The organism is Streptomyces sp. cg40 (assembly GCF_050320165.1).
Taxonomy (GTDB): Bacteria; Actinomycetota; Actinomycetes; order Streptomycetales; family Streptomycetaceae; genus Streptomyces; species Streptomyces hokutonensis.
The window spans coordinates 3,817,461-3,842,911 of sequence record NZ_CP190128.1; the positions used below are offsets into that span (position 1 = coordinate 3,817,461).

The following is a 25,451-nucleotide window of genomic DNA, read 5'->3' on the forward strand; positions in this document are numbered from 1 at the left end:
GGAGTAATGTCCCACCTGAGAAGACGATCACGAGGAAGGAACGCTCCATGCTTTCCCGCCTGTTTGCCCCCAAGGTGAAGGTCAGCGCGCACTGCGACCTGCCCTGCGGTGTGTACGACCCGGCCCAGGCCCGCATCGAGGCGGAGTCGGTGAAGGCCGTGCAGGACAAGATGGCCGCCAACGACGACCCGCACTTCCAGGCGCGCGCCGTCGTCATCAAGGAACAGCGCGCCGAGCTCGCGAAGCACCACGTCTCGGTGCTCTGGAGCGACTACTTCAAGCCCCCGCACTTCGAGAAGTACCCGGAGCTGCACCAGCTGGTCAACGACGCCCTGAAGGCCCTCTCGGCCGCCAAGGCGTCCACCGACCCGGCGACGGGCCAGAAGGCGCTGGACTACATCGCCCAGATCGACAAGATCTTCTGGGAGACCAAGAAGGCCTGACCCACCCGACTCCCCGGCCCGACCGGCGATCGGTGCACCATCGCGGGTCAGCGGGCAGGGGTCACTGGGTGTGTGCCAGTGGGCATGCTGAAGGGGCTCGACCGGTTCGCCGGGCGGGCCCCTTCGTCGTACGGCATTTGCGCGTACGGCACTTCCGACCGCTGGAGCCGCCTCGCATGACAGAAACGGACGAGAGCGCCGAGTACAGCTACCTCTGGGACGGCGCCGAGGACGGCTGGGTGGTCGTCCGGACGAGCTTCGCGGCGGGCACCGTCTTCAACACCTCCACCCGCATGGCCCTCCTCGTCGAGGACGACGCCCTGCACGCCCGGGTGATCGAGCTCATGCGCGCGCACGGGCGCCCGTTCCTCGACTCGTTTCCCCGGTAGCCGTGCCGCCCCCATGCCATCCTTGACCCCGTGAACCGCGAAGACCTCGTACGGCTGCGTCAGGCCCGCGACCGGATGAACCGGGAGTACGCGGAGCCGCTCGACATGGCGTCGATCGCGCGGACAGCGCTGATGTCGCCGGGGCACTTCCAGCGGAGCTTCCGGGCCGCGTACGGGGAGACGCCGTACAGCTATCTCATGACGCGGCGGATCGAGCGGGCGAAGGCGTTGCTGCGGCGCGGGGATCTGAGTGTGACGGAGGTGTGCATGGCCGTCGGCTGTACCTCGCTCGGTTCCTTCAGCTCCCGTTTCACCGAACTGGTCGGCGAGACCCCGAGTGCCTACCGCGCCCGTTCCCACGAGGCCGGCGCGGTGATCCCGTCCTGCGTGGCCCGCACTTTCACCCGCCCGAACCGGGCGGGACCGCCGCTCCGGCCCTAGCCTGTCGTGCATGGATCTCAAACTCCGCCAGTGCTTCATCGCCGTCGACGACCACGACAAGGCGCTCGCCTTCTACTGCGACGTGCTGGAGCTGGAAATCCGTAACGACGTCGGTTTCGAGGGCATGCGATGGGTGACCGTGGGGTCGCCGTTGCAGCCCGACGTGGAGATCGTGCTGGAGCCGCCGGCCGCGAACCCGGACGCCTCCCCCGCCGACAAGCAGGCCATGGCCGAACTCCTCGCCAAGGGCACCCTGCGCGGGGTCAACTTCACCACCGCCGACTGCGACGCCCTCTACGCCCGCGTCCAGGAGTCCGGCGCCGAGGTCGTCCAGGAGCCGACGGACCAGCCGTACGGTGTCCGCGACTGCGCGTTCCGCGACCCGGCCGGGAACATGCTGCGGTTCATGCAGCGCAGCGGGGACTGAGATCCATGGGGGGGCCGCTCGCGTCCTCCGGCCTGAATCCGCGGGGGCCGCTCGCGTCCTCCGGCCTACGATCACGCCATGAGCATCCGCTGGACCTACGCCTTCGTCGACCGCCCGCGCGCGCTCCTCGACCCCGCCCGCGCCTTCTGGACGGCCGTCACGGACACCCGGCTGTCCGAACCGCGCGGTGGGGAAGGGGAGTTCGTCACTCTGCTGCCCGCGGGGGCGGACGCCTGCGTGAAGGTGCAGGGGGTCGGGGGCGGCCCCGGCGGCGCTCATCCCGACTTCTCCGTCGAGGACGTGCCGGCGTTCATCGGCTCCGCGCTGGCGCTCGGCGCCGACACCGTCGCCGAGCACGACGGCTGGGCCGTACTCCGGTCCCCCGCGGGGCAGTTGTTCTGCGCGGTCCCCTGGCACGGCGAGGCCGTACGGCCGCCCGTCGTCGACGGCAGTCGCCTCGACCAGGTGTCCCTCGACATCGGACCCGGCTCCTACGACGCCGAAGTCGCCTTCTGGAGCGCCCTGTTGCCCGACTGGGCCTCGCTGCGCGGCGCGCTCCCCGAGTTCCATGTGCTCAAGCCGCCGCCCGGCCTGCCGATCCGCGTCCTGCTCCAGCGGCTCGGCGAGGACCGTCCCGCCTCCGCCCATCTCGACCTGGCCTGCGCGGACATCGGCAGGACCAGGGAACAGCACGAGCGGCTCGGCGCGAGCGTCGTCTCCCACGGCACGCACTGGACCGTGATGCGGGACCCGGCGGGCGGTGTCTACTGCCTGACCGGGCGCGACCCGGAGACCGGCGGGCTGCCTAGCCGTTCTTGAGGCAGATGAAGATCGTATGCGGGTCGTCGTACGGCGAGGACGTGGGCGTCGGACAGCCGTTCGCCGCGTCCTGACCGTCCTGACCGTCCTGACTCGGCGACGGCGTCGGCGTCTCGCCATCAGAGTTGTTCAGCTGCCAGCTGTACGGCTCGTGCGGCCCGCCGGAGTCCTGGAGCCACCACGTGAGCCCGCCCCCGCCGACCACGGCGACCGCCCACGCGACGAGGACCCGGCGCCACAGGCGACTCAAGCCGTCCACACCTCCACTGCCACCACCGCGTCCACCGGGATCGGCCCGTAGACGTGCGGGAACTCCTCGCCGCCCGGCTTGAGCGCCTCGTACTTCAGGGGTGCGCCGAGCCGTCCCGGGTCCACCTCCAGGACCACCAGGTCGCCGGGACCGTCGTAGGAGCCGTACAAGAAGGCTGCCACGCGCGGGAGTTGGGCGCGGGTCGAGCAGTGGATGAAGCCCTCCTCCTGGAGGGTGCGGCCGCGGGTCGACCACTCGTAGCGGCCGCGCTCGCGGGCCGCGTCCCAGAGGGCGCGTTCGGTGATGTGGAGGATGGTGGCGGGGGTGGCAGTGGGTTCGGATTCCGGCATACGTCCACGCTACGGCCTCAGGCGCGCGGCCCGCGCCCGCAGGTAGCGCTGCTCGGGCAGGCTGAGGGTTCTGGCCGCCGCCGACTCGTAGGCGGCCCGGGCCGCGGTCAACTCGCCGGCCCGTTCCAGAAGGTGGCCGCGGACCGCGTCGGGGCGGTGTCCCTCCCCCAACTCGTCCGCCACCAGGGCAAGTTCGGCCAGGCCCGCGTACGGACCGTCGACCATGGCGACGGCGACCGCCCGGTTGAGGCGCTCGACGGGACCGGGGACCAGACGCACCAGCACCTCGTACAGGCCGAGGATCTCGTGCCAGTCCGTCGCCCGCGCCGACGGCGCCTCGTCGTGTACGGCGGCGATCGCCGCACGCAACTGGTAGGGCCCCACGGGCCCTTGGGACAGCGCGCGGGTGACGAGGGCGACGCCCTCCTCGATCGCCGCCCTGTCCCAGCGGTCGCGGTCCTGTTCGTCGAGGGGAACGAGTTCGCCGTGCGGACCGGTGCGGGCGGCCCGGCGGGCGTCGGTGAGCAGCATCAGCGCGAGCAGCCCCGCCACTTCGCCGACCTCGGGGAGCAGCCGGTGCACGGCCCGGGTCAACCGGACCGCCTCGCCCGCGAGCTCGCGTCGCGTCAGACTCGGGCCGGACGTCGCCGTATAGCCCTCATTGAAGATCAGGTAGAGCGTGTGCAGGACGGCCGGCAGGCGCTCGGCCCAGTTGTCCGGCCGCCCGAAGCACACGCCCCGCACCTTGGCCTTCGCGCGGCTGATCCGCTGCGCCATCGTCGCCTCGGGAACGAGGTACGCCCGGGCGATCTCCGCCGTCGTCAGTCCGCCGACCGCCCGCAGGGTGAGCGCGATCTGCGCGGGCGGGGTCAGCTCCGGGTGGCAGCAGAGGAAGAGCAGGGAGAGGGTGTCGTCCTCGCGCGGCGGCTCGGGGGTATACGGGTTCCGGGGCTCAAGGGCCGCCGCCTTCGCCTCCCGTGCCCGCCGCGCCTCCTCGGCGCGCAGCGCGTCCGTCAGCCGCCGCGAGGCGACCCGGATCAGCCATCCGCGCGGGTTCTCCGGCACCCCTCGCTCCGGCCACTGCCGGGCCGCGGCGAGCAGCGCCTCCTGTACGGCGTCCTCGGCGGTGTCGAAATGGCCGTACCGCCTGACCAGTGCGCCGAGGACCTGCGGCGCGTGGCGGCGCAGCAGGTCCTCGATGCCGGTGGTGTCGCGCATCCGGCTCAGACGTCCGCGGTGCCGTCCTGGATGGGGCGGATCACCACCGCGCGGTTGACGGCACCCTCGGGCAGGGGGCAGCGGGTGACGCGGTCGGCGATCTCCGTGACGCGCTCCAGGCTCGCGCAGTCCAGGACCCAGAAGCCGGCCATCAGTTCCTTGGTCTCGCTGTACGGGCCGTCGGTGATCACGGCCTTGCCGTCCGCGCCCAGCGCGACCAGCCGGGTCCTCGCCGGCTCGGTCAGCCCCTGCGCGTCGATCAGCTCACCCGTCTCGGACAGGTCGTCGTTGATGGCGCCCATGTGGGCGAACATGGCCTGCATCTCCGCCTCGCTCCAGGCCGGGGACCCGGGGGTGGGCTTGCCCTGCATGCCGTCGTAGTCCGCCTGGGTGCCCTGCACCATGACCAGGTACTTCATGAGTCCGCTCCTTCGGCTCGGGCCACCCGTGCCGGGCGGCTCTCACAGGAGACATCGGAGCCGGGCCGGGATTCTCGACACGGGTTCAGGATTCTTCCGGGGCGGATTCGGTTCCGGGCCCTGCGCCCTCGCCGGCGTACGCCTCGCACTCGGGGTTCCGGCACGGGCCGGCCACCCACTTCGGCACCCATGCGCCGAGCGTCTTGTACCGCCGGACGACGGTGGCCACCGGCTGTCCGCAGGCGGGACAGGTGTGCTCTTCTCTGCCCATGCACTCAGACTAGAACCGTGCGGGGTTCGCGCCACATCGGATACATGCGCGGACCGTCGGGGAGGTCGAGGGTGGCGTCGGTGAAGGCGTAGCCGAGCCGCTCGTACAGCTTGGTGCTGCGCTCGCTGCTCGCCTCCAGGTACGCGGGCAGGCCCTCGCGGTCGCAACGCTCCAGGACGTGCCGGATCAGCGCGGCGCCGAGGCCCTCGCCCTGCCGGTCCGGTGTCACGGCGATCATCCACAGGTACTCGTGGGCCCGGCCGGTGGGGTGTCCCTCCGCCATGAGCCGGGCGATCGTCTCGACCCGCTCGTTGTCCGGATCCACGAACTCCCGCAGCTGTACGGCCTCGTCCTCGCCGTCCGCCGCGTGCGGCTCGCCCGGCACGGACAGCCACAGCGCACAGGCCATACCGTCCTCGGCCAGATCGATCCGGCCGTCGGCGAACACGGCGTCCGTGAAGGCGGCCATCAGCTTGTGGTGGGTTCTACGGCGGTACCCGGCATCGGGAAAGATCCAGCCGCTCACCGGATCGTCCTGGAACGCGTCGTCCAGCAGCCGGACGACCAGCTCCCGGTCGCCCTCGCCCGCGGTCCGTATCGCCACGCCCATGTTCCGCCCCTTAGCTCTCAACCACCTTCATTTGAACGGGTGTTGAGACTAGCGGGACTTACGGGCGAGTGAGCCGAAGGGGCGCGCCCCGGAGGCGAACCGAGCCTCAGAAAAGGGCGGGCCCCGCGCACCGTGGGGATGCGCGGGACCCGCTTTGTCCGGGGCCTCGGGTCACCGTGCGGGGTCAGGACCGCACGGCACCGCGGGGCTCCGGAGTCCTCAACTGCTGCGCCGGGTGACGAACTCGGCCAGCGCGAGCAGACCGCCCGCGTCCTGCGGGTCCGGGATCGCCCGGGCCAGCTCCTGCACGGCCCGCGCCATCCGGTCGGCCGCCTGGGCCTGCGCCCAGTCCCGGCCGCCCGCCCGCTCCACCGCGAGCACGGTGCGCTCCAAGTCCCCTTCCTCGTACGGCAGTCCGTACAGTTCGGCGAGCTCCGCGGCCGCCGGGGTGCCCGAGGCGAGCGCGGCGACCACGGGCAGCGACTTCTTGCGTACGGCGAGGTCGGCGCCGGCCGGTTTGCCGGTGCGGCCGGGGTCGCCCCATATGCCGATGACGTCGTCGATCAGCTGGAAGGCGAGCCCGGCCTGCCGGCCGAACGCGTCCAGCGCCTCGACGTCCTCGGCGGACGCCCCCGCGTACAGCGCGCCCACCGCGCAGGCGCAGCCGAGCAGCGCGCCGGTCTTGGCCTCGGCCATGGCGAGCACCTCGTCGAGGGTGACCTCGCCGGGGTCGCGCCTCTCCATGGCGGTGTCCGCGTGCTGGCCCTCGCAGAGTTCGACGACGCAGTCCGCGAGCCGGGCCGCGGCGGCCGAGGCCGCCGGGTGCGGGTCCTCGGCGAGCAGTCGCAGCGCGAGCGCCTGGAGCGCGTCCCCGGCGAGGATCGCGTCGGGGTCGCCGAACACGGTCCACGCGGTGGGCCGGTGTCTGCGGGTGGTGTCCCGGTCCATCACGTCGTCGTGCAGCAGGGTGAAGTTGTGGACCAGCTCCACCGCCGCCGCGGCGCGCAGGGCGCCCGACCGTGCGCGCTCGCCGCCGAGTGCGCCGGCCGCGGTGAGGACGAGGGCGGGGCGGATCGCCTTGCCCGCGTTGCCCGCCGCCGGGGTGCCGTCCGCGTGCTCCCACCCGAAGTGGTAGAGCGCGATCCGGCGCATCGAGCCGGGCAGCGAGTCGATCGCCGAGCGCAGCTCGGGGTCGACGGACGCCCGGGCTCCCTCCAGGATCACCGCCGCCTCGTGCCCGTCGGCCGGCGGTGCGCTCGGCCCCGCTCCCTCCGCCGACCGTTCCTCGTCGGCCGGCTGCGTCCCGTCGGCGCGCTGTTTCGTCTCCGCCCTGAACTCGGCCATGGGGTCCCCCTCGGAGAGTCCGCGGACGGTGGCGTTTCCACTGCGGCTGAGCACATGTGACCGGGGTGTACCCGCCCTGACGGGCGGGGACACCGCGTCCAGCTGCTGAAACGTCACCTCCAGCGGCCGATCTCGACGTTCTCCAGGACGCCGAGGGCGTCCGGCACCAGGACCGCCGCCGAGTAGTAGGCCGTCACGAGGTACTTGATGATCGCCTGTTCGTTGATGCCCATGAAGCGCACCGACAGGCTCGGCTCGATCTCGTCCGGGATGCCGGCCTGCTGGAGGCCGATGACGCCCTGGTCGTTCTCGCCGGTACGCATGGCGATGATCGAGGTGGTCCGCCGGTCGCTGACCGGGATCTTGTTGCACGGGTAGATCGGCACTCCGCGCCAGGTCGGGATGCGGTTGCCGCCGACGTCGATGGACTCCGGGACCAGTCCGCGCTTGTTGAGCTCGCGGCCGAACGCGGAGATCGCGCGCGGGTGGGCGAGGAACAGCTTGGTGCCGCGCCGCCTGCTGAGCAGCTCGTCCATGTCGTCCGGGCTGGGCACGCCGTCGTGCGGCTGGAGCCGCTGGTCGTACTCGCAGTTGTTGAGCAGGCCGAACTCGCGGTTGTTGATCAGCTCGTGCTCCTGGCGCTCCTTCAACGCCTCGACGGTGAGCCTCAGTTGCTGTTCCGTCTGGTTCATCGGCTGGTTGTAGAGATCGGCCACGCGCGAGTGGATGCGCAACACGGTCTGGGCGACGCTGAGTTCGTACTCGCGCGGCCGGGCGTCGTAGTCGACGAAGGTGTGCGGGATGTCCGGCTCGCCGGAGTGGCCCGCGGCGAGGTCGATCGCCTTCTCGCCGTACTTGTTGGTGCGCTGCTCGGGGATCGCGCGCAGCTGCGTGAGGTGTTCGCGCAGGGTCTCGGAGCGCTCCGCGACCTGCTCGACGTCCCCGCGGGCCAGCACGAGCACCGTGCAGGCGGTGTCCGCGCGGGCCGTGTACTCCCAGATGGCCTCCGGGTCCAGCAGTGCCTGGTCGCCGAAGTAGGCGCCGTCGGCGAGGACTCCGAGGACCGTGTCGTCGCCGTACGGGCCCGTGCCGATCTTCTCGACCCTGCCGTGTGCCAGCAGGTACACCTCGTCGGCCTGGCTGCCGAACGACGCGATCGCCTCCCCCGGGGCGAACTCGCGCTGCCGGCAGCGGACGGCCAGCTCCGAGAGGACCTCATCGTCCTCGTAGTCCCGCAGCGCGGGCAGTTCGCCGAGCTCCGCGGGGATGACCTCGACACGGTCGCCGGTCTTCACGAATGTCACCCGGCCGTCGCCCACGGAGTAACTCAGCCGTCGGTTCACCCGGTATGTGCCACCCTGCACGTTCACCCACGGCAGTGTGCGCAGGAGCCAGCGGGAGCTGATCTCCTGCATCTGCGGTGCGGACTTGGTGGTGGTGGCCAGGTTCCGCGCAGCCGCTGTGCCAAGGCTCTGCTGCGGCTTGTTCTGCTCCGCGCGGACCTCTTCGCCTACCGACATAGAGAAATGCCCTCCCCATTCATGCCGGGCCCTGTGCGCCCGGCATTCGTTCTCGCGCACCAGCCTTCCTCACTCAGCGTGCCGGTGGTATTACCCGAAAGAGCGGGAATGGATCTTCAACCGCTGGGCACATGGGCTGTTTACGTCGAATGTTGTTCGAGTTGCGGCCGGGGCCGCCGTTGTCCGGATCGACTCGCACGCCGTGCGAACAAGTCGTGCGTACCGGGATTTTTTCGGTACAAGCAGCGATAACAGGCGGCCGTGCACGTCGGCCGTCGCACAGCACGAAGGAGGCGTTCATGGCCTCACCCATGTCCGCGGGCGGTTTCCTGGACGCGCTGCGGGACGAGGGCGTCACGGTCGTCGAGGTCGGCGACTGGGAGCACCACAACCGCAACCACAAGGGCCCGTGGGGCCCCGTCCACGGCGTGATGATCCACCACACGGTCACCAAGGGCAGCGCGCACACCGTGGACCTGTGCCGCGAGGGCCGCCCGGACCTGCCCGGCCCGCTGTGCCACGGCGTCATCACCAAGGACGGCAGGGTCCACCTGGTCGGCTACGGCCGCGCCAACCACGCGGGCCTCGGCGACGACGACGTGCTGCGCGCGGTGATCGCGGAGAAGCGGCTGCCGCACGACAACGAGGCCAACACCGACGGCAACCGGCACTTCTACGGCTTCGAGTGCGAGAACCTCGGCGACGGCGAGGACCCGTGGCCCGAGGCCCAGTTGGAGGCGATCGAGAAGGTCTGCGCGGCGATCTGCCGCCACCACGAGTGGTCCGCGCGCTCGGTGATCGGGCACCTGGAGTGGCAGCCCGGAAAGGTGGACCCGCGCGGGTTCACGATGGACTGGCTGCGCGACCGGGTCGGCGAGCGCCTGAAGTGACCCCCCGGGGACACGGACGACACCGGCGCCGAGACCGCCCCGGGTGACAATGGTGCCGTGACCAGCCCCGACCTCGCCGCCCTACGGCCCCGGCTGCCGTCGCCGGTGGAGGAGATCGCCGACGGGCGCTTCGGCCGGCACGGCGTCCGGCTGCTGCTCAAGCGGGACGACCTGATCCACCCGGATCTCATCGGCAACAAGTGGCGCAAACTCGCGCCCAACCTCGCGGCGGCGGGCGGCCGTACGGTCGTCACCTTCGGCGGCGCCTACTCCAACCACCTGCGCGCCACCGCCGCCGCGGGCCGTCTCCTGGGCCTGTGCACGGTCGGTGTGGTCCGCGGCCAGGAGCTGTCCGACCGCCCGCTCAATCCGTCCCTGGCCCGGTGCGCGGCCGACGGGATGCGCCTCCACTTCGTCGACAGGTCGATGTACCGGCGCAAGAGCGAGCCCGAAGCGCTGGCCGGCATCCTGCGCGAGGTGGACGCGGAGGACGCGTACGTCGTCCCCGAGGGTGGCAGCAACTCCCTTGCGGTGCGCGGCTGCCGGGCCCTGGGCGAGGAGCTGCGCACGCGTACTGACGTCGACGTCGTCGCCCTCGCCTGCGGGACCGGCGGCACACTGGCCGGACTGGCAGCGGGACTCGCCCCCGACCAGCGGGTGTTGGGGATACCGGTCCTCAAGGGTGGCTTCCTGGGCGCCGACATCACGGCCCTCCAGGAGCGGGCCTTCGGCGGCCGACGCGGCGACTGGTCGCTCGACGACCGCTTCCATTTCGGCGGCTACGCGCGCGTGCCGGCCGAACTCGACGCCTTCGCCGGGGACTTCGAGGACCGGCACGGGCTGGCCGTCGAGCGTCTCTATGTCGCCAAGTTGCTGTACGGACTTGTCGCGCTGGCGGGCGAAGGGGCCTTCCCGCGCGGGAGCACGGTCACCGCTGTCGTCACCGGGCGACCGTTCCCCTAGGCATCCCCAGCCGCCGTAGAACCCGCTGGCCCCTCAGGGCGCCGCGGCAACTGCTACGCCGCCTCGCGATAAGCCGCCGCCTCCTCCAGGTCCAGCCGGCGCAGCAGTGTGCGGAGCATCTCGTCGTCGATGTAGCGGCCGTCGCGGAGGCGGACGAACATCGAGCGTTCGGCGCTGATCATCTCGCGGGAGAGGCGGCGGTAGGTGTCGTCGACGGTCTCGCCGGTGACGGGGTTGGTGGCGCCCAGGCGCTCCCAGACGGCGTTGCGGCGGCGTTCCAGGACCTCGCGGAGGCGGTCGGCCAGCGGAGGGGGCAGGGCGTTGCGCTCGTCCTCCAGAAGGGCGTTGAGGCGTTTCTCGGCCACTCGGGAGGCCTGTGCCTGGGCGTTGGCCTCGGCGAGGGTCTCGGCCTGGGGGTCGCGGCCGGGGAATTTCAGCAGCCGGATGATCGGGGGCAGGCTCAGGCCCTGCACCACCAGGGTGCCGATGACCGTCGTGAAGGTCAGGAACAGGATGATGTTGCGCTGCGGGAAGGGGTCGCCTCCGTGCACCGTGAGCGGGATCGAGAAGGCGATGGCGAGTGAGACCACGCCTCTCATGCCGGCCCACGCGGTGGTCATCGCCCCCTTCCAGGTGGGGTTGTCCTCGCGTTCCCTGATCCGCGCGGAGAACATGCGGGGCAGGAAGGCCGCCGGGTACACCCACACGAACCGGGTCACCACGACGACCAGGAAGAGGGCGATCGCGTACAGGGCGGCGTCCAGGCCCCGGTACTCGCCAAGTCCCTTGAGGACCACCGGCAGTTGCAGCCCGATCAGGGCGAACACCGCCGACTCCAGGACGAAGGCGACCATCTTCCACACCGCCTCCTCCTGGAGGCGGGTCGCGAAATCGACCTCCCACGCGCGGTGGCCCAGATAGAGCGCCACGACGACGACGGCGAGCACTCCGGAGGCGTGCACCTGCTCGGCGACCGCGTAGGCGACGAACGGGATCAGCAGGGAGAGCGTGTTCTGGAGCAGCGCCTCCTTGAGGTGGGTGCGCAGCCAGTGGATCGGCACCATCATCAGGAGCCCGACACCGACCCCGCCGACGGCCGCGAGCAGGAACTCCCCGATGCCGCCGGCCCAGGTGGCGCCCTCGCCGACCGCCGCCGCGAGGGCCACCTTGTAGGCGGTGATCGCGGTGGCGTCGTTCAGCAGGGACTCGCCCTGGAGGATCGTCGTGATCCGCGAGGGCAGTCCGACCCGGCGGGCCACCGCGGTCGCGGCGACCGCGTCCGGCGGCGCGACCACCGCGCCGAGCACCAGCGCCGCGGTCAGCGGCAGCCCCGGCACGATCACGTACGCGGCCCAGCCGACGACGAACGTGGCGAAGAGCACGTACCCCACCGACAGCAGCGCCACGGGCCGCACTTGGGCCCGCAGATCGAGGTAGGAGCTGTCGGTGGCCGACGTGTAGAGCAGCGGGGGCAGCAGCAGCGGCAGGACGACGTCCGGGTCCAGGGTGTAGTCCGGGACCCCCGGGACGTACGAGACGGCCAGCCCGACGGCGACCAGCAGCAGCGGCGCCGGCACCGGGGTGCGCCGGGCCCCCGCGGCCACCACGGCACTTCCCGCCACCAGCAACAGCAGTGGCATCACGTCCATCGTCCTCGCCCGCCCTCGTTTTTCCGCGCGGCCAACCGCACAGCCGTCGTAATCTGGCAATCATGAAACAGTGCACGCACGCCGACGCGCTGCCGCTCCCGGAACCGAAGCCCCAGAGCGAGACCTGCCTCGAGTGTCTGGCGGCCGGCACCCACCCCGTACAGCTGCGACTGTGCCTCTACTGCGGCCATGTCGCCTGCTGCGACTCCTCGCCCCTGCGCCACGCGACAGCACATCACAAGGAATCCGGGCATCCGGTGATGCGGACCTACGAACCCGGTGAGAGCTGGCGCTGGTGCTTCGTCGACCACGTACTCCTGTGACCCCGTAATCCGGCCGCCGGTTTCGACGGTTCGACCGTCTGACGTCTGGGTACGTCAACCCGGCGCGCGCTCTTCCCAATTGGGCCCGCAGGACCCCTAGCCACGGAGCGTATCCGTAGGTTTACTATGAGTGACAGCATGGGGTTGGGGTCCCGGGGACAGGAAAGTTCGGAGCGCGGTAGCGTCACCGCTGAACCAAGTATCGCGTTACCCCGGGGGGCGACCCCTGGGCCCCCGAAAGAGCTTGTACCACCTTGGAGGTGAGGGTGTCCCAGATCGCAGGCGAGCCCGCGACCCAGGACTTCGTGGAAGTCCGGCTGCCGGCTGCGGGTGCCTACCTGTCGGTGCTGCGTACGGCCACGGCCGGCCTCGCAGCCCGTTTGGACTTCACCCTCGACGAGATCGAGGACCTCCGCATCGCGGTGGACGAGGCCTGCGCGATCCTGCTCCAGCAGGCCGTGCCCGGCTCAGTGCTCAGCTGTGTCTTCCGGCTCGTGGACGACTCGCTCGAAGTCACCGTCTCCGCCCCGACGACGGACGGTCACGCACCCTCGCGCGACACCTTCGCCTGGACCGTGCTCTCGGCCCTCGCGGGCAAGGTCTCATCGGCAGTCGACGAGGACAAGACCGTTTCGATCAGCCTCTACAAACAGCGCGGCGCGGGACCCGGGCCGGCGTGAGGAACGGGGACGGGCCGGTGCGGGACGAAGAGCGCGGCACACGGGAGCTGCCGGCCGAGGGCGGCACGGGCGGAGCACGCCGTACGGCGGACGCCGGCCCCCTGGTGCCCCGCGGCGGGATCCCCGAGCAGGCCCGGCCGCATCCGGAGGACGAACCCTCGGAGGCCGGTGTGACGGACGACGGTCAACGTGAGCAGGACGGTGCCGTGCGTATTGGTGGGGTCTCCCCCGTTCCTGGGGGTTCCCCCGCTCCGACTCAGTCGAGCGTGGGGGAGGAGGCGAAAGCTCGGGGAAGGGCGACGGACCAGGCGATGAGCGAGCACGAGCGGGACGACGTGGCGGGCGCGCCGGCCGTGCAGAGTGCGCAGAGCACCCGGCACGACCCGCAGGACCGCAGCGGAGCGCGCGCGCTCTTCATCGAGCTGCGCACGCTCAAGGACGGCAGCGTCGAGTACGCGGAGCTGCGCAACCGGCTGGTCCGTATGCACCTGCCGCTCGTCGAGCATCTCGCGCGCCGCTTCCGCAACCGCGGCGAGCCGCTGGACGACCTGACCCAGGTCGCCACCATCGGCCTGATCAAGTCGGTCGACCGCTTCGACCCGGAGCGCGGGGTCGAGTTCTCGACGTACGCGACCCCGACGGTCGTCGGCGAGATCAAGCGGCACTTCCGTGACAAGGGCTGGGCGGTGCGCGTCCCGCGCAGGCTCCAGGAGCTGCGCCTGTCGCTGACCACGGCGACGGCGGAGCTCTCGCAGCGGCACGGCCGCTCCCCCACGGTCCACGAGCTGGCCGAGAAGCTGGGCATCTCGGAGGAGGAGGTCCTGGAGGGCCTGGAGTCGGCGAACGCCTACTCCACGCTGTCCCTGGACGTCCCGGACACGGACGACGAGTCTCCCGCGGTCGCGGACACCCTGGGCGCGTACGACGAGGCCCTGGAGGGCGTCGAGTACCGCGAGTCGCTCAAGCCGCTGCTGGAGGACCTGCCGCCCCGGGAGAAGCGGATCCTGCTGCTGCGTTTCTTCGGCAACATGACGCAGTCGCAGATCGCGCAGGAGGTCGGCATCTCCCAGATGCACGTGTCCCGCCTGCTGGCCAGGACACTGGCCCAGCTGCGGGAGAAGCTCCTCGTCGAGGAGTAGGACCGGGCCGGAGGCTAGCCCTTCGGCTCTTCGGTACGGCGGCCGGGCCCTCGGATTCCGAGGGCCTGTGTCGTTGCCGGGTTGATCAGCAGCACCAGGGAGGCGACCGCGACCACCGCGAGCGCGATGCCGGCCGGGATGGCCACGCTGTCGGCCTGGAGCAGGTTGTAGGCCACGGGCAGCGCCATGATCTGCGTGATCACGGCGGGACCCCGGCTCCAGCCGCGCCGGCCGAGCAGTCCGCGCGCGGCGAGCAGCGGCAGCAGCGCGAGCACCACCAGGGTCACGCCTCCGGTCACCGCCTGCTGCCGGTCGTCCGGGTCGCCGGTGAGCCCCAGGACGAGCATCCAGACACCGCCGACGGCCAGCGCGAGCCCTTCGAGCCCGACGAGGACCGCCGCGTAGGTCAGCCGGCGCGGACGGGGTCCGTCGGGGCCGTCGGTCGCCGTCTCCGGGGCGGGGGTCTGCTCAGCGCTCACCCCAGAAGGGTAGCCCTCGGAAAACGGCCCCAGGTGTCCAGGCTCACGCCGTCTCCTCTTACCGAACCCCTACCTCGGTATGGGACCAGTACCCCCCAGTAGGTACGCTGCAACTCATGCGTGCACTTCTCGTGGTCAATCCGGCGGCAACCACCACAAGCGCACGTACGCGCGACGTCCTGCTCCACGCGCTCGCCAGCGAGATGAAGCTGGAGGCCGTCACCACGGAGTACAGAGGCCACGCGCGCGACCTCGCCCGGCAGGCCGCGGAGAGCGGGAACGTCGACCTGGTGGTGGCCCTCGGCGGCGACGGCACCGTCAACGAGGTCGTCAACGGCCTGCTGCACACCGGCCCCGACCCGGAGCGCCTGCCCGGCCTCGCCGTGGTCCCCGGCGGCTCCACCAACGTCTTCGCGCGCGCCCTGGGGCTGCCCAACGACGCCGTGGAGGCCACCGGCGCCATCCTCGACGCCCTGCGCGAGGGCAGCGAGCGCACGGTCGGCCTGGGGCTGGCCTCCGGCACGCCCGGCACCGAGGACGAGGCGGTGCCGTCGCGCTGGTTCACCTTCAACGCCGGGCTCGGGTTCGACGCGGGAGTCGTCGGGCGGGTCGAACAGCAGCGGGAACAGGGCAAGAAATCCACGCACGCGCTCTACGTGCGCCAGGTGGTCCGGCAGTTTCTCGGCGAGCAGCACCGCAGGCACGGGACGATCACCCTGGAGCAGCCCGGCGAGGACCCGGTCACCGATCTCGTGGTGGCCATAGTCTCGAACACCAAGCCCTGGACGTATCTCGGCAATCGCCCGATGTACACGTCACCTAAGGCGTCGTTCGATAAAGGCCTCGACGTACTCGGTCTCAGCCGGCTGTCCAGCGCCGCGGTTGCCCGGTATGGCACCCAGTTGCTCACTTCGTCCCCCGAGCGTGGGCCTCACGGCAAGCACGCTGCGGCTCTGCACGACCTGAGCGAGTTCACCTTGCATTCGAAGGTCCCTCTGCCCCTCCAGATGGACGGCGACCACCTCGGACTGCGTACGAGCGTGACGTTCACAGGCGTACGCCGGGCACTGCGTGTGATTGTGTGAGCAGAAAGGGCTGAAGTCCTTTCACTCGAACGTTTAGACCAGGATCCACCCCATGGAAGTACGGCTGTGACCTAGTCGACACCGAGGAATCAAAAAAAACTTTCCAGAAGGGGTTGTATCCGCCGCTGAGGTTTGCGAGTCTCTACGTGGCGATCGAGACGGCCCGCAACACCGGCCTCCACGGATCACCGGAACCCCTCTTCAATCCACAGGACCCCGCCAGTGAACCTGGCGTTCGGCCCTTCACTTGTTGAGGGATTCGTGAAAGCGTTCACATTCACAAGCAACCCGCACGTAATACCAAGGAGAGGTAGCAGCCATGGACTGGCGTCACAACGCCGTTTGCCGCGAGGAAGACCCCGAGCTCTTCTTCCCCATCGGCAACACCGGTCCTGCGCTGCTGCAGATCGAGGAAGCCAAGGCCGTCTGCCGTCGCTGCCCCGTTATGGATCAGTGTCTGCAGTGGGCGCTCGAGTCCGGCCAGGACTCCGGCGTCTGGGGTGGTCTCAGCGAGGACGAGCGCCGCGCCATGAAGCGCCGCGCCGCTCGCAACCGTGCTCGTCAGGCCTCCGCCTGACGTCCACCCTGCTAACAGCCTGAGCTTGGCGGCGCGTACAGCGAGTACGCATCTCCCGCCCCCGAGCCGCAGCGCGCAGTACCCCCGATGCGCATAGCAACGAGCGAACAGCCCCGGATCAGTTGATGATCCGGGGCTCTTTGCTGTCTCCGAAGCCGTTTCCGAACACCCCGTCCCCGTAGGTCACTTGTGCGCCTGCACCGGCACGTCCAGGATCACCCGGGTCCCCCGCTCCGGCCCCGGCACCATGTCGAACGTGCCGCCCAACTCGCCCTCCACCAGGGTCCGTACGATCTGGAGGCCCAGGTTGCCCGAGCGGTGCGGGTCGAATCCCTCGGGGAGTCCCACGCCGTCGTCCTGCACGGTGACCAGGAGGCGGGCGTCCTTCGAGGTGCCGCCGCGCACCGCCGACACCTCGACCGTGCCGGTCTCGCCCTCGCGGAAGCCGTGCTCCAGGGCGTTCTGAAGGATCTCGGTGAGAACCATCGAGAGCGGGGTCGCGACCTCGGCGTCCAGTATCCCGAAGCGGCCGCTGCGCCGGCCGGTGACCTTGCCCGGGGAGATCTCGGCGACCATCGCGAGCACCCGGTCGGCGATCTCGTCGAACTCCACGCGCTCGTCCAGGTTCTGGGACAGCGTCTCGTGCACGATCGCGATGGAGCCGACCCGGCGTACGGCCTCCTCCAGGGCCTCCCGGCCGCGCTCGGACTCGATCCGGCGGGCCTGGAGGCGCAACAGGGCGGCGACGGTCTGGAGGTTGTTCTTCACCCGGTGGTGGATCTCCCGGATGGTCGCGTCCTTGGTGATCAACTCCCGCTCGCGGCGCCGCAGTTCGGTGACGTCCCGGAGCAGCACCAGCGAACCGATGCGGGTGCCCTTGGGCTTGAGCGGGATCGCCCGGAACTGGATCACCCCGTCCCGCGCCTCGATCTCGAACTCGCGCGGCGCCCACCCGCTGGCCACCTTGGCGAGCGCCTCGTCCACCGGGCCCCGGGTCGGGGCGAGTTCGGCGGTGGTGACGCCCAGGTGCTGGCCGACGAGGTCGGTTGCGAGGCCCATCCGGTGGTACGCGGAGAGGGCGTTGGGCGAGGCGTACTGCACGATGCCGTCGCCGTCGAGCCGGATCAGTCCGTCGCCGACGCGCGGCGAGGCGTCCATGTCGACCTGCTGGTTCGGGAACGGGAAGGAACCGGCGGCGATCATCTGCGCGAGGTCCGACGCGCTCTGGAGGTAGGTGAGTTCGAGGCGGCTCGGGGTGCGCACGGTGAGCAGGTTGGTGTTGCGCGCGATGACCCCCAGGACGCGTCCGTCCCGTCGTACCGGAATCGACTCGACGCGGACGGGGACCTCTTCGCGCCACTCCGGGTCGCCCTCGCGCACGATCCGGCCCTCGTCCAGGGCGGCGTCCAGCATGGGGCGGCGGCCGCGCGGGACGAGGTGGCCGACCATGTCGTCCTGGTAAGAGGTGGGGCCGGTGTTCGGGCGCATCTGGGCGACGGAGACATAGCGGGTGCCGTCGCGCGTGGGGACCCACAGGACCAGGTCGGCGAAGGAGAGGTCGGAGAGCAGTTGCCACTCCGAGACCAGCAGGTGCAGCCACTCGAGGTCGGAGTCGTCGAGTGCGGTGTGCTGGCGTACGAGTTCGTTCATGGAGGGCACGTCTGCGAGCGTACCCGCCGGTCTGTACCTGTCCTAAAAACACCCGCGGGCCGCGGCGCCTGAGAGGGACCCTCAGCCCTCTCGGCACCGCAGCCCGGAGCAGCAACGGCCACGGGGTGTGCGGTCCCGATCGGCCGATGGATGAGGACCCGGGGCAGTCAGGGCAGAGAGCCTCGGTTCCTCGATCCGTCTTCCTGTGCGGGGAAGACGGAGGCTTGCGCCTTAACACATTGTGGACTAGACCACATGGCCTGTCCATGCTTTGAAGGCTGTGGGAAGCCTAACGGTGTCGGGTCCTGTTCGGGACTGGTTGGTCATGGGAATTTCCATGGCCGATACATGGGGTACCGGTTCAGCGGGTCTCCGTCACCTTGGCCAGGGCGCGGGGCGCGTCCGGGTCCTGGCCGCGGGCGATGGTGACCTCGTAGGCGAGGAGCTGGAGCGGGAGGATCTCCAGGATCGGCTGGAGTTCCTCGGGGACGCCCTCGACGGGCAGGACGAAGCCGGCCGAGGCCTGTTCGACCTGGCCGGCCGGGCCGATGACGACCAGGTCCGCGCCCCGGCCGCGCAGCCGGTCGAGCACGGGCTGGAGGGCGGCGCCGCCCTTGCCGTCCGTCACGACCGCGATGACCGGCGAGACGTTGTCGACCATCGCGAGGGGGCCGTGCAGGAGGTCGGCGCCCGAGTAGGCGAGAGCCGGGATGTAGCTGGTCTCCATCAGCTTGAGGGCGGCCTCCTTGGCGGTGGGATAGCCGTAGCCGCGGGAGGTGATGACCATGCGCTCGGCGAAGCGGTAGCGGGAGGCGAGGGCACGGACCTCGTCCTGCCGGGCGAGCAGCTGCTCCGCGAGGTCGGGCAGCGCCTTGGCCGCGGCCCCGTCGCCGCCGCGAAGTCCCTCGACGAAGAGGTGGAGCGCGAGCAGGGAGGCCGTATACGTCTTGGTCGCGGGGAGCGCCTTCTCCGGTCCCGCCATGATGTCGATGTGGTACTCGGAGACGGCGGCCAGCGGCGAGTCCGGGTTGTTGGTCACCGCGACGGTGATCGCGCCCGCCTCGCGGGCGGCACGGGTCGAGGCGACCAGGTCCGGGGAGCCGCCGGACTGACTGACGGTGACGACGAGGACGTCGGTCAGATCGGGGCGGGCCCCGTAGGCCGTGGTGGTCGACATCGAGGTGAGTCCGCAGGGCAGGCCGAGGCGGATCTCCAGGAGGTACTTGGCGTACAGGGCGGCGTTGTCGGAGGTGCCGCGGGCGGTGAGCAGCACGAAACGGGGCTTGCGGGCGGCCACGTCCTGGGCCACCTGCCGGATGCGCGGGGCGCCCTCCTCCAGGATGCGGCGCAGGACATCGGGCTGTTCGGCCATCTCGCGGGCCATGATCCGGCCGGGGAGTTCGCTGTCGGGGGCCGGGGGCGTGGCGGTCATGCGGGATCCTCCGGAGGTGGGTCGTGGCGGCGGTGCGGTGTCCATTTCACCCCTTCTTCCACGGCGGCGCCCGTGCGGGGTGGTGGGACGTGGATCACTCTGGGAGGGCGGTACCGATTCTGTTAGATTGGACACGATTGGTCTAAACCACATGGTTCTCTTCAGAACGGCAGGCCCCGCGTGGAAGTTGTCATCGTTCCGGACGCCAGGTCGGGCGGCGAACTCATCGCCGAGGCCATGGCACAGCTGCTCCGGCGCAGGCCGGAGGCCCTGCTGGGCGTGGCCACCGGCTCGACGCCCCTGCCCGTCTACGAAGCGCTGGCGGCCAGGGTCCGCGCCGGCGCCGTGGACACCTCACGGGCGCGCATCGCCCAGCTCGACGAATACGTGGGACTGCCCGCCGAGCACCCGGAGTCGTACCGCTCGGTGCTGCGCCGTGAGGTCCTGGAGCCGCTCGGGATCGGGATGGACGCGTTCCTCGGACCGGACGGGACCGCCGAGGACGTACAGGCGGCGTGCGAGGCCTACGACCGGGCGCTGGGCGAGGCCGGCGGGGTGGACCTCCAGATACTGGGGATCGGGACCGACGGGCACATCGGGTTCAACGAGCCGTGCTCGTCGCTCGCCTCGCGGACCCGGATCAAGACGCTGACCGAGCAGACACGGGTGGACAACGCGCGCTTCTTCGACGGCGACATCGAGCAGGTCCCGCACCACGTCATCACACAGGGCATCGGCACCATCCTGGAAGCGCGGCACCTGGTGCTGCTGGCGACCGGTGAGGGCAAGGCGGACGCGGTCGCCGCGACGGTGGAGGGGCCGGTCGCCGCGGTGTGCCCTGCCTCAGCGCTCCAGCTGCACCGGCATGCGACGGTCGTGGTGGACGAGGGCGCCGCGTCCAAGCTGAAGCTCGCGGACTACTTCCGGCACACGTTCGTCAACAAGCCCGACTGGCAGGGGATCTGAGGCGCGGCTTCCGCTTCCGCACACGTACATGCCGGTGCCGGGCTCCCTCGTGGAGAGCCCGGCACCGGTGTATTCGGAGGTGTTCCCCCGGGTCGGGGTCGCTCCCCCGGCTCGCGGTCACGCCCCGGCGACGACCTCCGCCGCGGCCCGGCCGCAGACTCGGGCCGCGCCGTGGGTGGCGATGTGGAGGGCGCCCCGGGGGGCGGCCTGCGGTATGCCCATCTCGACCACGACGGTGTCGGGCCGGGCGGCCAGCACGGTGTCGAGGGCGGCGGCCATCCACGGATGCCGGTGCTCGTCCCGCACCACGACCACGATCCGCCGCGCCCCCGCCGCCTCCAGCACCGCGTCCCCCGCGGCCTCCCCGGCGAAGCTCCCCGTCTCCGTGCCGGGCAGCGTCCTGGTCAGCTCCGCGCCCACGCCCCAGGGCGTCTCGTCGCCGACGGCGATGTTGGCGACGGGGGCGAGGAGGGCGACGTACGGCGGTTCGGTGAGGGGGGTGAAGGCTTCGGCGCCGGTGACCGTGAGGGCGCGGCGGGCGGCGACGAGACCGATGTCGACGCGCGTCACGTCCGGCGCGGGAGCGACGCCTTCAGCTGAGGCGGAGGCCGATGCCGTGGCCGCCCACCGGGCCAACCCCCGTACCCGTTCCGCCGCTTCGGCCAGGCGTTCCTCCGGGAGTTCGCCCGCGCGGACCGCGCTCACCAGCGCGTCCCGCAGGCGTCGTATCGTCTCGTCGTCCGCGAGGCCGCCGCCCACGCAGATCGCGTCGGCGCCGGCGGCGATCGCGAGGACGCTGCCGCGCTCGATGCCGTAGGTGGCGGCGATGGCCTGCATCTCCATGCCGTCGGTGACGATGAGGCCGTCGTAGCCGAGCCGGCCGCGCAGGAGGCCGGTCAGGATGTGCGGGGAGAGGGTGGCCGGGTGGTCCGGGTCCAGGGTCGGGACCAGGATGTGGGCGCTCATCACCGCGCGGGTCCCGGCGGCGATGGCCGCGCGGAACGGAAGGAGTTCGCGCCGCTCCAGGACCGCCGACTCCGCGTCGATGCGCGGCAGCGCGTGGTGGGAGTCGACGGCGGTGTCGCCGTGGCCGGGGAAGTGCTTCGTGCAGGCGGCGACGCCCGCGGCCTGGAGGCCGGTGACGTAGGCGGCGGTGTGGCGGGCGACCAACTCCGGGTCGGCGCCGAAGGAGCGGACGCCGATGACCGGGTTGGAGGGGTTGGAGTTGACGTCGGCGGACGGGGCCCAGTTGAGGTTCACACCGCAGGCGGCGAGGCGGCGGCCCAGTTCGTACGCCACCTCCCTCGTCACGTCGACGTCGTCCACCGCGCCGAGCGCGTGATTGCCGGGGAAGGAGGAACCCGTGCGCACCTCCAGGCGCGTGACGTCTCCGCCCTCCTCGTCGATCGCGACCAGCACGTCGTCCCGTTCGGCCCTCAACTGGGCGGTCAGGGAGGACAGTTGCTCGGCGGACGCGATGTTGCGGCCGAACAGGCCCACCGAGGCAAGGCCTTCGCCGAGGCGCCGCAGCAGCCAGTCGGGGGCCGTGGTGCCGGGGAAGCCCGGTTGCAGGACGGTGAGGGCGTCGCGCGTCAGAGTGTCTGTACCGCTGGCGAATGTCGTCATCGGTTGGCGTTATCCCTTCACAGCGCCGGCGGTCAGACCCGCGGCCATCTTGCGCTGGACGAGGAGGAAGAGGACGACGATCGGCACGGCCATCATCGTGGCGCCGGCCATCATCGGGGCGTATTCGGTGCCGTGCTTGGTGGTGAAGTTGCCGAGCCAGACGGTCGCCGTCTGGTGCTCCTGGCTGAGCAGCATCAGGGCGTACAGGTACTCGTTCCAGGCCTGGATGAAGCCGTAGACCGAGGTGGCGACCATGCCGGGGGCCAGCAGTGGGAAGACCACGCGGATGAAGGCGCCGGTGCGGGAGCAGCCGTCGACCATGGCCGCCTCCTCCAGTTCCTTCGGGATGTTGACGATGAAGCCGCGCAGGGTCCACACCGTGAACGGGAGGATGAAGGTCAGGTACGTGATGACCAGGCCGGAGAGCTTGTCGTACTGGTCGAGGTCGTTCAGCAGCAGGAAGACCGGGATGATCATCGAGACCAGCGGGACCATCTGGACCGCGAGGATGCCGACGATCACGATCTTGCGGCCGCGGAAGGCGAAGCGGGAGATGGCGAGCGCGGCCAGCAGGCCCACGACGATGCCGATCACCACGACCGACAGGGACACGATGAGGCTGCGGCCGACCGGGCCCCAGAAGTCCGCAATGGCCAGCGCCCGGCGGAAGTTGTCGAGCGTGATGCCGGTGGGCAGCAGGCTCGGGTCCGGGTCGATGGCGTCCTTGGCCGGCTTGAAGGCCGTGTCGACCATCCAGTAGAGCGGGAAGCCGACGACGAGGAAGACGAGGAGGCCGACGAGGTTCCAGCCGAGCTTGGACTTCTTGCGCCCGCCGGTCGGCCTGCGGGGCGCGTCGGTCGTGAGCGCGCTCATTCGACCTCTCCGATCTGAAGCATCTGACGCATGTAGACGGCGACGACACCGAGCAGCAGCACCACCGTGACCAGGGCTATCGCGGAACCCTGTCCGTAGTCGTTGACGACGAAGGCACGGTCGTACGAGTAGGTGCTCAGGAGCTGGAAGTCGGCCTCGGGATGGCCGCCGCGCATCACGAACACCTGGGGGAAGACGCCCATGTCCCAGATCACCGAGAGGGTCGTGAGCATCACGATGATCGGCTTGAGGATGGGCAGGGTGACGTACCGGAAGACGCCCCAGGCGCCGGCGCCGTCGAGGCGGGCGGCCTCCTCCAACTCCTGCGGGACCTGGGTGAGTCCGGCGCTGAGGGTGATCACCACGAAGGGCACCGCGCCCCAGACCACGAGCAGCATGATGACGAGGAGGCCCTGCGGTCCGCTGGCGAACCAGTTGTGGCCGACCATGTCGACGCCGGGGAGCTTGCTGAGCAGGGCGTTGAAGACGCCGTAGTCGGTGTCGAAGAGCCACTTGAAGACGGTGGTCGCGACGATGACCGGCATGCCCCAACTGGCCACCAGGACAATGTTGATGAGGGTCTTCATCCAGCCGGAGACCCGCTGCTGGAGCAGGGCCAGGGCCATGCCGGCGACCATCGTGAAGATGACCGAGCCGGCCGCGAAGACGATCGTGCGGACGACGACGCCCCAGAACTCGCCGTCGCCGAGGACCCCGGAGAAGTTGTCGAAGCCGATCCACTCGGCGGGCTTGAAACCCCACAGCTGGGACTGTCCGAAGGACTGGAAGGACAGCGTGACCAGGCGCACCAGCGGATAGCCCATGACCAGGGCGAGGATGGACAGACAGGGGGCGAGCAGCAGCCAGGGGATCCCGGTGCCTCTCGCCGTGCGCTTTCCGCGAGGTGCGCCCGGGGCGCGCGGTGGGGGCGCCTGCCGCGGCGGCGGCACCTTGGCAGGGGTGGTCGTGTCGGCACTCATCGCGCGCTCCTCAGCGGTCCCTCAGGTCGTACGGCCGTACGTGAGGCGGGGCCCTGCCCCGAGAACACCGAGGTGTCCAACAGGGCCCCACCCTCAGGTCACTTGGTGTTGATGACCTTGTCGATCGCGGTGTCCGCGGCCTTCGCGGCGTCCTCGACCGACTGCTTGCCGGTGCCGATGTTCTGCAGCATGGTCTGCAGGACCTGGGCCTTCTCGACCTGGCCCCAGCCCGGTGCCATCGGGACGAACCAGTTGGACTCGGCCGCGGTGGCCGGGACCGCCGTCGCGGGGTCGTTCTTCAGGGTCGCGAGGTCGGTCTTGTTGTTGGGCAGGTTGCCCTTGGCCATCAGGCCCTTCTGGCCGGAGGGGCCGGTGAAGGCGTTGATCCACTCGGCGGCGAGCGCCTGTGCCTTGGACTTGACCGGGACGGCCAGGTCCGAACCGCCCAGGAACACGGGCATGTTCTTGCCGGACGGGCCGGGCATCACGAAGTTGACGAGGCTGGTCTTCAGCTTGCCGCCGGTCTTGTCGGCCTTCGGGTCGGCCGCGCTCGCGCCCTCCCAGGCGGCACCGAAGATCATGGCCGACTTGCCCTGGCCGTAGACGATGTAGCGGTCGGACTCGTCCTTGGTCTTGTCACCGTGCATGTACTTGTCGATGACGTTCTTGAACTCGGTGAGGCCCTTGATGGACTCCGGCGAGGAGAGGTTGCCCTTCCACTGGCCGCCGGACTCCGCGGCGATGGAGCCGCCGGCGTCGTAGACGAAGGACATGGCCGCGTACCAGTCACGGGTGGGCTGGTACCAGGCGCTGAACTTGTCGCCTTCCTTCTTCTGGATCTTGTCCAGGTCGGCGGTCAGCTCGGTGTACGTCTTCGGGGGCGCCTTGATGCCGACCGAAGCGGCGATGTCCGAACGCCAGTTGCCGACGCGGCCACCGGCGTAGTACGGGACGCCGTAGGTCTTGCCGTCGTAGGTGACCGAGGCCTTGAGGCCGTCGAGCCATTGGGAGGAGTTGGTGAACTTCGAGGCGTCGAGGGGCGCGAAGGCGCCCTTGACCATGTAGCTCAGCATCTCGGTGTTGCCCATCTCGACCACGTCGGGGGCCTTGTCGGTGGCGAGGACCGCGTCGAGCTTGGTGTTCTTGTCCGGCCAGCCGTAGTACTCGTGCTTGATCTTGACGCCGGGGTGCGCCTTCTGCACGGCCGCGTCGGCCGCCTTCACCAGTCCGGGCCAGTTGTTCTGCGCGTCGACGGTGAGCCAGACGGTCAGCTCCTTGGCGTCGGCGCCGCTGTTCGAAGAGCCCTTGTCGTCGTTGCCCCCGCACGCCGCGATGGAGACCATCATGCCCGCGATACCGATCGCGGCTATCAGCTTGCGCTTCACGCCACCCTCCTCAGGGATGCCTGCCACACCTCCCGCCCAAGGGCCGGGACCTGAACCAATGGTGTAGACCAGTACCGGGAGCTTGGACCAGACCACAGGGCCTGTCAAGGGTTCCCGAAACGGCCCTGACCAGCCGTTATGGGACCTACATATGCAGGAACCTTTAAGTAAGAAGGCAGCGAAAACAACCATGCCGGAGTACTCTCCTCCACTAGACCACTTGGCCTTGTGGACTAGACCAAAAGCAGCGGCG

The 25,451-nt window shown here is 70.4% G+C and carries 29 protein-coding genes; 13 read left to right on the forward strand and 16 right to left on the reverse strand.

Translation table 11 applies throughout. The features are described 5' to 3' along the window. Positions 1 to 47 precede the first annotated feature (47 nt). From sodN to ACQHII_RS16635, 5 genes are all read left to right on the forward strand, one after another. Entirely contained in the window at positions 48 to 443 is a 396-nt protein-coding gene (sodN, locus tag ACQHII_RS16615; RefSeq protein ID WP_427920040.1) for a superoxide dismutase, Ni, read from the forward strand. Positions 444 to 619: 176 nt separating this feature from the next. Next, positions 620 to 832, forward strand: coding sequence for a hypothetical protein (locus ACQHII_RS16620; protein WP_427920041.1), 213 nt, complete (start codon positions 620 to 622; stop codon positions 830 to 832). Positions 833 to 862: 30 nt separating this feature from the next. After that, positions 863 to 1,273 carry a helix-turn-helix transcriptional regulator gene (locus ACQHII_RS16625; protein WP_019072194.1) on the forward strand — a complete coding sequence of 137 codons (411 nt, stop codon included), beginning with the start codon at positions 863 to 865 and terminating at the stop codon, positions 1,271 to 1,273. 10 nt (positions 1,274 to 1,283) lie between these two features. After that, positions 1,284 to 1,700 (forward strand): VOC family protein, encoded by a 417-nt coding sequence (locus tag ACQHII_RS16630; protein ID WP_019072193.1) that lies wholly within the window; start codon positions 1,284 to 1,286, stop codon positions 1,698 to 1,700. 78 nt (positions 1,701 to 1,778) lie between these two features. Then, the gene (locus ACQHII_RS16635) at positions 1,779 to 2,519 is read left to right on the forward strand and encodes a VOC family protein (protein ID WP_427920042.1); all 741 of its coding nucleotides are present in this window, start codon (positions 1,779 to 1,781) and stop codon (positions 2,517 to 2,519) included. On the opposite strand, the gene ACQHII_RS16640 is transcribed toward ACQHII_RS16635, so the two are convergent. From ACQHII_RS16640 to ACQHII_RS16675, 8 genes are all read right to left on the reverse strand, one after another. Continuing rightward, entirely contained in the window at positions 2,506 to 2,778 is a 273-nt protein-coding gene (locus ACQHII_RS16640; protein WP_427920043.1) for a hypothetical protein, read from the reverse strand. The genes ACQHII_RS16635 and ACQHII_RS16640 overlap by 14 nt on opposite strands. Continuing rightward, positions 2,766 to 3,119: a DUF952 domain-containing protein gene (locus tag ACQHII_RS16645; RefSeq protein WP_427920044.1), complete on the reverse strand. Its 354-nt coding sequence runs from the start codon at positions 3,117 to 3,119 to the stop codon at positions 2,766 to 2,768. Before ACQHII_RS16645 ends, ACQHII_RS16640 begins: the two co-directional genes overlap by 13 nt. Positions 3,120 to 3,128: 9 nt before the next feature. Continuing rightward, the gene (locus ACQHII_RS16650) at positions 3,129 to 4,337 is read right to left on the reverse strand and encodes an RNA polymerase sigma factor (RefSeq protein ID WP_427920045.1); all 1,209 of its coding nucleotides are present in this window, start codon (positions 4,335 to 4,337) and stop codon (positions 3,129 to 3,131) included. Positions 4,338 to 4,342: 5 nt separating this feature from the next. After that, on the reverse strand, positions 4,343 to 4,756 hold the full coding sequence (locus ACQHII_RS16655; protein WP_427920046.1) for a YciI family protein: 414 nt from the start codon (positions 4,754 to 4,756) through the stop codon (positions 4,343 to 4,345). A gap of 85 nt (positions 4,757 to 4,841) precedes the next feature. Beyond that, positions 4,842 to 5,027 (reverse strand): hypothetical protein, encoded by a 186-nt coding sequence (locus tag ACQHII_RS16660; protein WP_427920047.1) that lies wholly within the window; start codon positions 5,025 to 5,027, stop codon positions 4,842 to 4,844. 4 nt (positions 5,028 to 5,031) lie between these two features. Further along, positions 5,032 to 5,637 (reverse strand): GNAT family N-acetyltransferase, encoded by a 606-nt coding sequence (locus ACQHII_RS16665; RefSeq protein WP_427920048.1) that lies wholly within the window; start codon positions 5,635 to 5,637, stop codon positions 5,032 to 5,034. Positions 5,638 to 5,856: 219 nt separating this feature from the next. After that, the gene (locus tag ACQHII_RS16670) at positions 5,857 to 6,981 is read right to left on the reverse strand and encodes a family 2 encapsulin nanocompartment cargo protein polyprenyl transferase (protein WP_427920049.1); all 1,125 of its coding nucleotides are present in this window, start codon (positions 6,979 to 6,981) and stop codon (positions 5,857 to 5,859) included. Between the two features lie 113 nt (positions 6,982 to 7,094). Next, positions 7,095 to 8,501: a family 2B encapsulin nanocompartment shell protein gene (locus ACQHII_RS16675; RefSeq protein ID WP_427920050.1), complete on the reverse strand. Its 1,407-nt coding sequence runs from the start codon at positions 8,499 to 8,501 to the stop codon at positions 7,095 to 7,097. 299 nt (positions 8,502 to 8,800) lie between these two features. Here ACQHII_RS16675 and ACQHII_RS16680 point away from each other — a divergent pair, with 299 nt between their 5' ends. Together ACQHII_RS16680 and ACQHII_RS16685 are read left to right on the forward strand one after the other, a co-directional pair. Continuing rightward, on the forward strand, positions 8,801 to 9,391 hold the full coding sequence (locus ACQHII_RS16680; RefSeq protein WP_427920051.1) for an N-acetylmuramoyl-L-alanine amidase: 591 nt from the start codon (positions 8,801 to 8,803) through the stop codon (positions 9,389 to 9,391). A 57-nt stretch (positions 9,392 to 9,448) separates the two neighbouring features. Further along, positions 9,449 to 10,354 (forward strand): 1-aminocyclopropane-1-carboxylate deaminase/D-cysteine desulfhydrase, encoded by a 906-nt coding sequence (locus ACQHII_RS16685; RefSeq protein WP_427920052.1) that lies wholly within the window; start codon positions 9,449 to 9,451, stop codon positions 10,352 to 10,354. 53 nt (positions 10,355 to 10,407) lie between these two features. Here ACQHII_RS16685 and ACQHII_RS16690 read toward each other — a convergent pair whose 3' ends face one another. After that, positions 10,408 to 12,003, reverse strand: a complete 1,596-nt coding sequence (locus ACQHII_RS16690) for a Na+/H+ antiporter (RefSeq protein ID WP_093629075.1) — start codon at positions 12,001 to 12,003, stop codon at positions 10,408 to 10,410. A gap of 62 nt (positions 12,004 to 12,065) precedes the next feature. On the opposite strand from ACQHII_RS16690, the gene ACQHII_RS16695 reads away from it, so the two are divergent. The 3 genes from ACQHII_RS16695 (at position 12,066) to ACQHII_RS16705 (ending at position 14,145) form a co-directional block, all read left to right on the forward strand. Continuing rightward, positions 12,066 to 12,326 carry a UBP-type zinc finger domain-containing protein gene (locus tag ACQHII_RS16695; RefSeq protein ID WP_019072181.1) on the forward strand — a complete coding sequence of 87 codons (261 nt, stop codon included), beginning with the start codon at positions 12,066 to 12,068 and terminating at the stop codon, positions 12,324 to 12,326. A gap of 266 nt (positions 12,327 to 12,592) precedes the next feature. After that, a complete protein-coding gene (locus ACQHII_RS16700) occupies positions 12,593 to 13,006 on the forward strand; it encodes an anti-sigma regulatory factor (RefSeq protein WP_004925829.1) in 414 nt (137 codons plus the stop codon). A 17-nt stretch (positions 13,007 to 13,023) separates the two neighbouring features. Next, positions 13,024 to 14,145, forward strand: coding sequence for an RNA polymerase sigma factor SigF (locus ACQHII_RS16705; RefSeq protein ID WP_427920053.1), 1,122 nt, complete (start codon positions 13,024 to 13,026; stop codon positions 14,143 to 14,145). Positions 14,146 to 14,159: 14 nt separating this feature from the next. On the opposite strand, the gene ACQHII_RS16710 is transcribed toward ACQHII_RS16705, so the two are convergent. Continuing rightward, a complete protein-coding gene (locus tag ACQHII_RS16710) occupies positions 14,160 to 14,624 on the reverse strand; it encodes a hypothetical protein (RefSeq protein ID WP_427920054.1) in 465 nt (154 codons plus the stop codon). 116 nt (positions 14,625 to 14,740) lie between these two features. On the opposite strand from ACQHII_RS16710, the gene ACQHII_RS16715 reads away from it, so the two are divergent. Together ACQHII_RS16715 and ACQHII_RS16720 are read left to right on the forward strand one after the other, a co-directional pair. Continuing rightward, on the forward strand, positions 14,741 to 15,709 hold the full coding sequence (locus tag ACQHII_RS16715; RefSeq protein ID WP_427920055.1) for a diacylglycerol/lipid kinase family protein: 969 nt from the start codon (positions 14,741 to 14,743) through the stop codon (positions 15,707 to 15,709). Between the two features lie 319 nt (positions 15,710 to 16,028). After that, the gene (locus ACQHII_RS16720) at positions 16,029 to 16,286 is read left to right on the forward strand and encodes a WhiB family transcriptional regulator (protein ID WP_006142322.1); all 258 of its coding nucleotides are present in this window, start codon (positions 16,029 to 16,031) and stop codon (positions 16,284 to 16,286) included. A 183-nt stretch (positions 16,287 to 16,469) separates the two neighbouring features. Here ACQHII_RS16720 and ACQHII_RS16725 read toward each other — a convergent pair whose 3' ends face one another. Beyond that, complete coding sequence (locus ACQHII_RS16725) at positions 16,470 to 17,936, reverse strand: sensor histidine kinase (protein ID WP_427925330.1); 1,467 nt, start codon at positions 17,934 to 17,936, stop codon at positions 16,470 to 16,472. Positions 17,937 to 18,297: 361 nt separating this feature from the next. Further along, entirely contained in the window at positions 18,298 to 19,368 is a 1,071-nt protein-coding gene (locus ACQHII_RS16730) for an SIS domain-containing protein (protein WP_427920056.1), read from the reverse strand. Positions 19,369 to 19,548: 180 nt separating this feature from the next. Between ACQHII_RS16730 and nagB the strand changes: the two genes are divergently transcribed. Then, on the forward strand, positions 19,549 to 20,334 hold the full coding sequence (nagB, locus tag ACQHII_RS16735) for a glucosamine-6-phosphate deaminase (protein WP_427920057.1): 786 nt from the start codon (positions 19,549 to 19,551) through the stop codon (positions 20,332 to 20,334). Between the two features lie 117 nt (positions 20,335 to 20,451). On the opposite strand, the gene ACQHII_RS16740 is transcribed toward nagB, so the two are convergent. The 4 genes from ACQHII_RS16740 to ACQHII_RS16755 form a co-directional block, all read right to left on the reverse strand. Further along, complete coding sequence (locus ACQHII_RS16740; protein ID WP_427920058.1) at positions 20,452 to 21,960, reverse strand: glycoside hydrolase family 3 protein; 1,509 nt, start codon at positions 21,958 to 21,960, stop codon at positions 20,452 to 20,454. A 9-nt stretch (positions 21,961 to 21,969) separates the two neighbouring features. Then, positions 21,970 to 22,833 (reverse strand): carbohydrate ABC transporter permease, encoded by an 864-nt coding sequence (locus ACQHII_RS16745; RefSeq protein WP_427920059.1) that lies wholly within the window; start codon positions 22,831 to 22,833, stop codon positions 21,970 to 21,972. Continuing rightward, positions 22,830 to 23,813 (reverse strand): carbohydrate ABC transporter permease, encoded by a 984-nt coding sequence (locus ACQHII_RS16750; RefSeq protein ID WP_427920060.1) that lies wholly within the window; start codon positions 23,811 to 23,813, stop codon positions 22,830 to 22,832. The genes ACQHII_RS16745 and ACQHII_RS16750 overlap by 4 nt, the downstream gene beginning before the upstream one ends. A 98-nt stretch (positions 23,814 to 23,911) precedes the next feature. Next, on the reverse strand, positions 23,912 to 25,198 hold the full coding sequence (locus ACQHII_RS16755) for an extracellular solute-binding protein (RefSeq protein WP_427920061.1): 1,287 nt from the start codon (positions 25,196 to 25,198) through the stop codon (positions 23,912 to 23,914). Positions 25,199 to 25,451: the final 253 nt, after the last annotated feature.

Excerpts from the sequence above, each read along its gene's own strand:
- sodN (WP_427920040.1), top strand. The coding sequence starts at position 48 with ATGCTTTCCCGCCTGTTTGCCCCCAAGGTGAAGGTCAGCGCGCACTGC.
- ACQHII_RS16620 (WP_427920041.1), top strand. The coding sequence starts at position 620 with ATGACAGAAACGGACGAGAGCGCCGAGTACAGCTACCTCTGGGACGGC.
- ACQHII_RS16630 (WP_019072193.1), top strand. The coding sequence starts at position 1,284 with ATGGATCTCAAACTCCGCCAGTGCTTCATCGCCGTCGACGACCACGAC.
- ACQHII_RS16635 (WP_427920042.1), top strand. The coding sequence starts at position 1,779 with ATGAGCATCCGCTGGACCTACGCCTTCGTCGACCGCCCGCGCGCGCTC.
- ACQHII_RS16645 (WP_427920044.1), bottom strand. The coding sequence starts at position 3,119 with ATGCCGGAATCCGAACCCACTGCCACCCCCGCCACCATCCTCCACATC.
- ACQHII_RS16650 (WP_427920045.1), bottom strand. The coding sequence starts at position 4,337 with ATGCGCGACACCACCGGCATCGAGGACCTGCTGCGCCGCCACGCGCCG.
- ACQHII_RS16655 (WP_427920046.1), bottom strand. The coding sequence starts at position 4,756 with ATGAAGTACCTGGTCATGGTGCAGGGCACCCAGGCGGACTACGACGGC.
- ACQHII_RS16660 (WP_427920047.1), bottom strand. The coding sequence starts at position 5,027 with ATGGGCAGAGAAGAGCACACCTGTCCCGCCTGCGGACAGCCGGTGGCC.
- ACQHII_RS16665 (WP_427920048.1), bottom strand. The coding sequence starts at position 5,637 with ATGGGCGTGGCGATACGGACCGCGGGCGAGGGCGACCGGGAGCTGGTC.
- ACQHII_RS16670 (WP_427920049.1), bottom strand. The coding sequence starts at position 6,981 with ATGGCCGAGTTCAGGGCGGAGACGAAACAGCGCGCCGACGGGACGCAG.
- ACQHII_RS16675 (WP_427920050.1), bottom strand. The coding sequence starts at position 8,501 with ATGTCGGTAGGCGAAGAGGTCCGCGCGGAGCAGAACAAGCCGCAGCAG.
- ACQHII_RS16680 (WP_427920051.1), top strand. The coding sequence starts at position 8,801 with ATGGCCTCACCCATGTCCGCGGGCGGTTTCCTGGACGCGCTGCGGGAC.
- ACQHII_RS16690 (WP_093629075.1), bottom strand. The coding sequence starts at position 12,003 with ATGGACGTGATGCCACTGCTGTTGCTGGTGGCGGGAAGTGCCGTGGTG.
- ACQHII_RS16695 (WP_019072181.1), top strand. The coding sequence starts at position 12,066 with ATGAAACAGTGCACGCACGCCGACGCGCTGCCGCTCCCGGAACCGAAG.
- ACQHII_RS16715 (WP_427920055.1), top strand. The coding sequence starts at position 14,741 with ATGCGTGCACTTCTCGTGGTCAATCCGGCGGCAACCACCACAAGCGCA.
- ACQHII_RS16720 (WP_006142322.1), top strand. The coding sequence starts at position 16,029 with ATGGACTGGCGTCACAACGCCGTTTGCCGCGAGGAAGACCCCGAGCTC.
- ACQHII_RS16725 (WP_427925330.1), bottom strand. The coding sequence starts at position 17,936 with ATGAACGAACTCGTACGCCAGCACACCGCACTCGACGACTCCGACCTC.
- ACQHII_RS16730 (WP_427920056.1), bottom strand. The coding sequence starts at position 19,368 with ATGACCGCCACGCCCCCGGCCCCCGACAGCGAACTCCCCGGCCGGATC.
- ACQHII_RS16740 (WP_427920058.1), bottom strand. The coding sequence starts at position 21,960 with ATGACGACATTCGCCAGCGGTACAGACACTCTGACGCGCGACGCCCTC.
- ACQHII_RS16745 (WP_427920059.1), bottom strand. The coding sequence starts at position 22,833 with ATGAGCGCGCTCACGACCGACGCGCCCCGCAGGCCGACCGGCGGGCGC.
- ACQHII_RS16750 (WP_427920060.1), bottom strand. The coding sequence starts at position 23,813 with ATGAGTGCCGACACGACCACCCCTGCCAAGGTGCCGCCGCCGCGGCAG.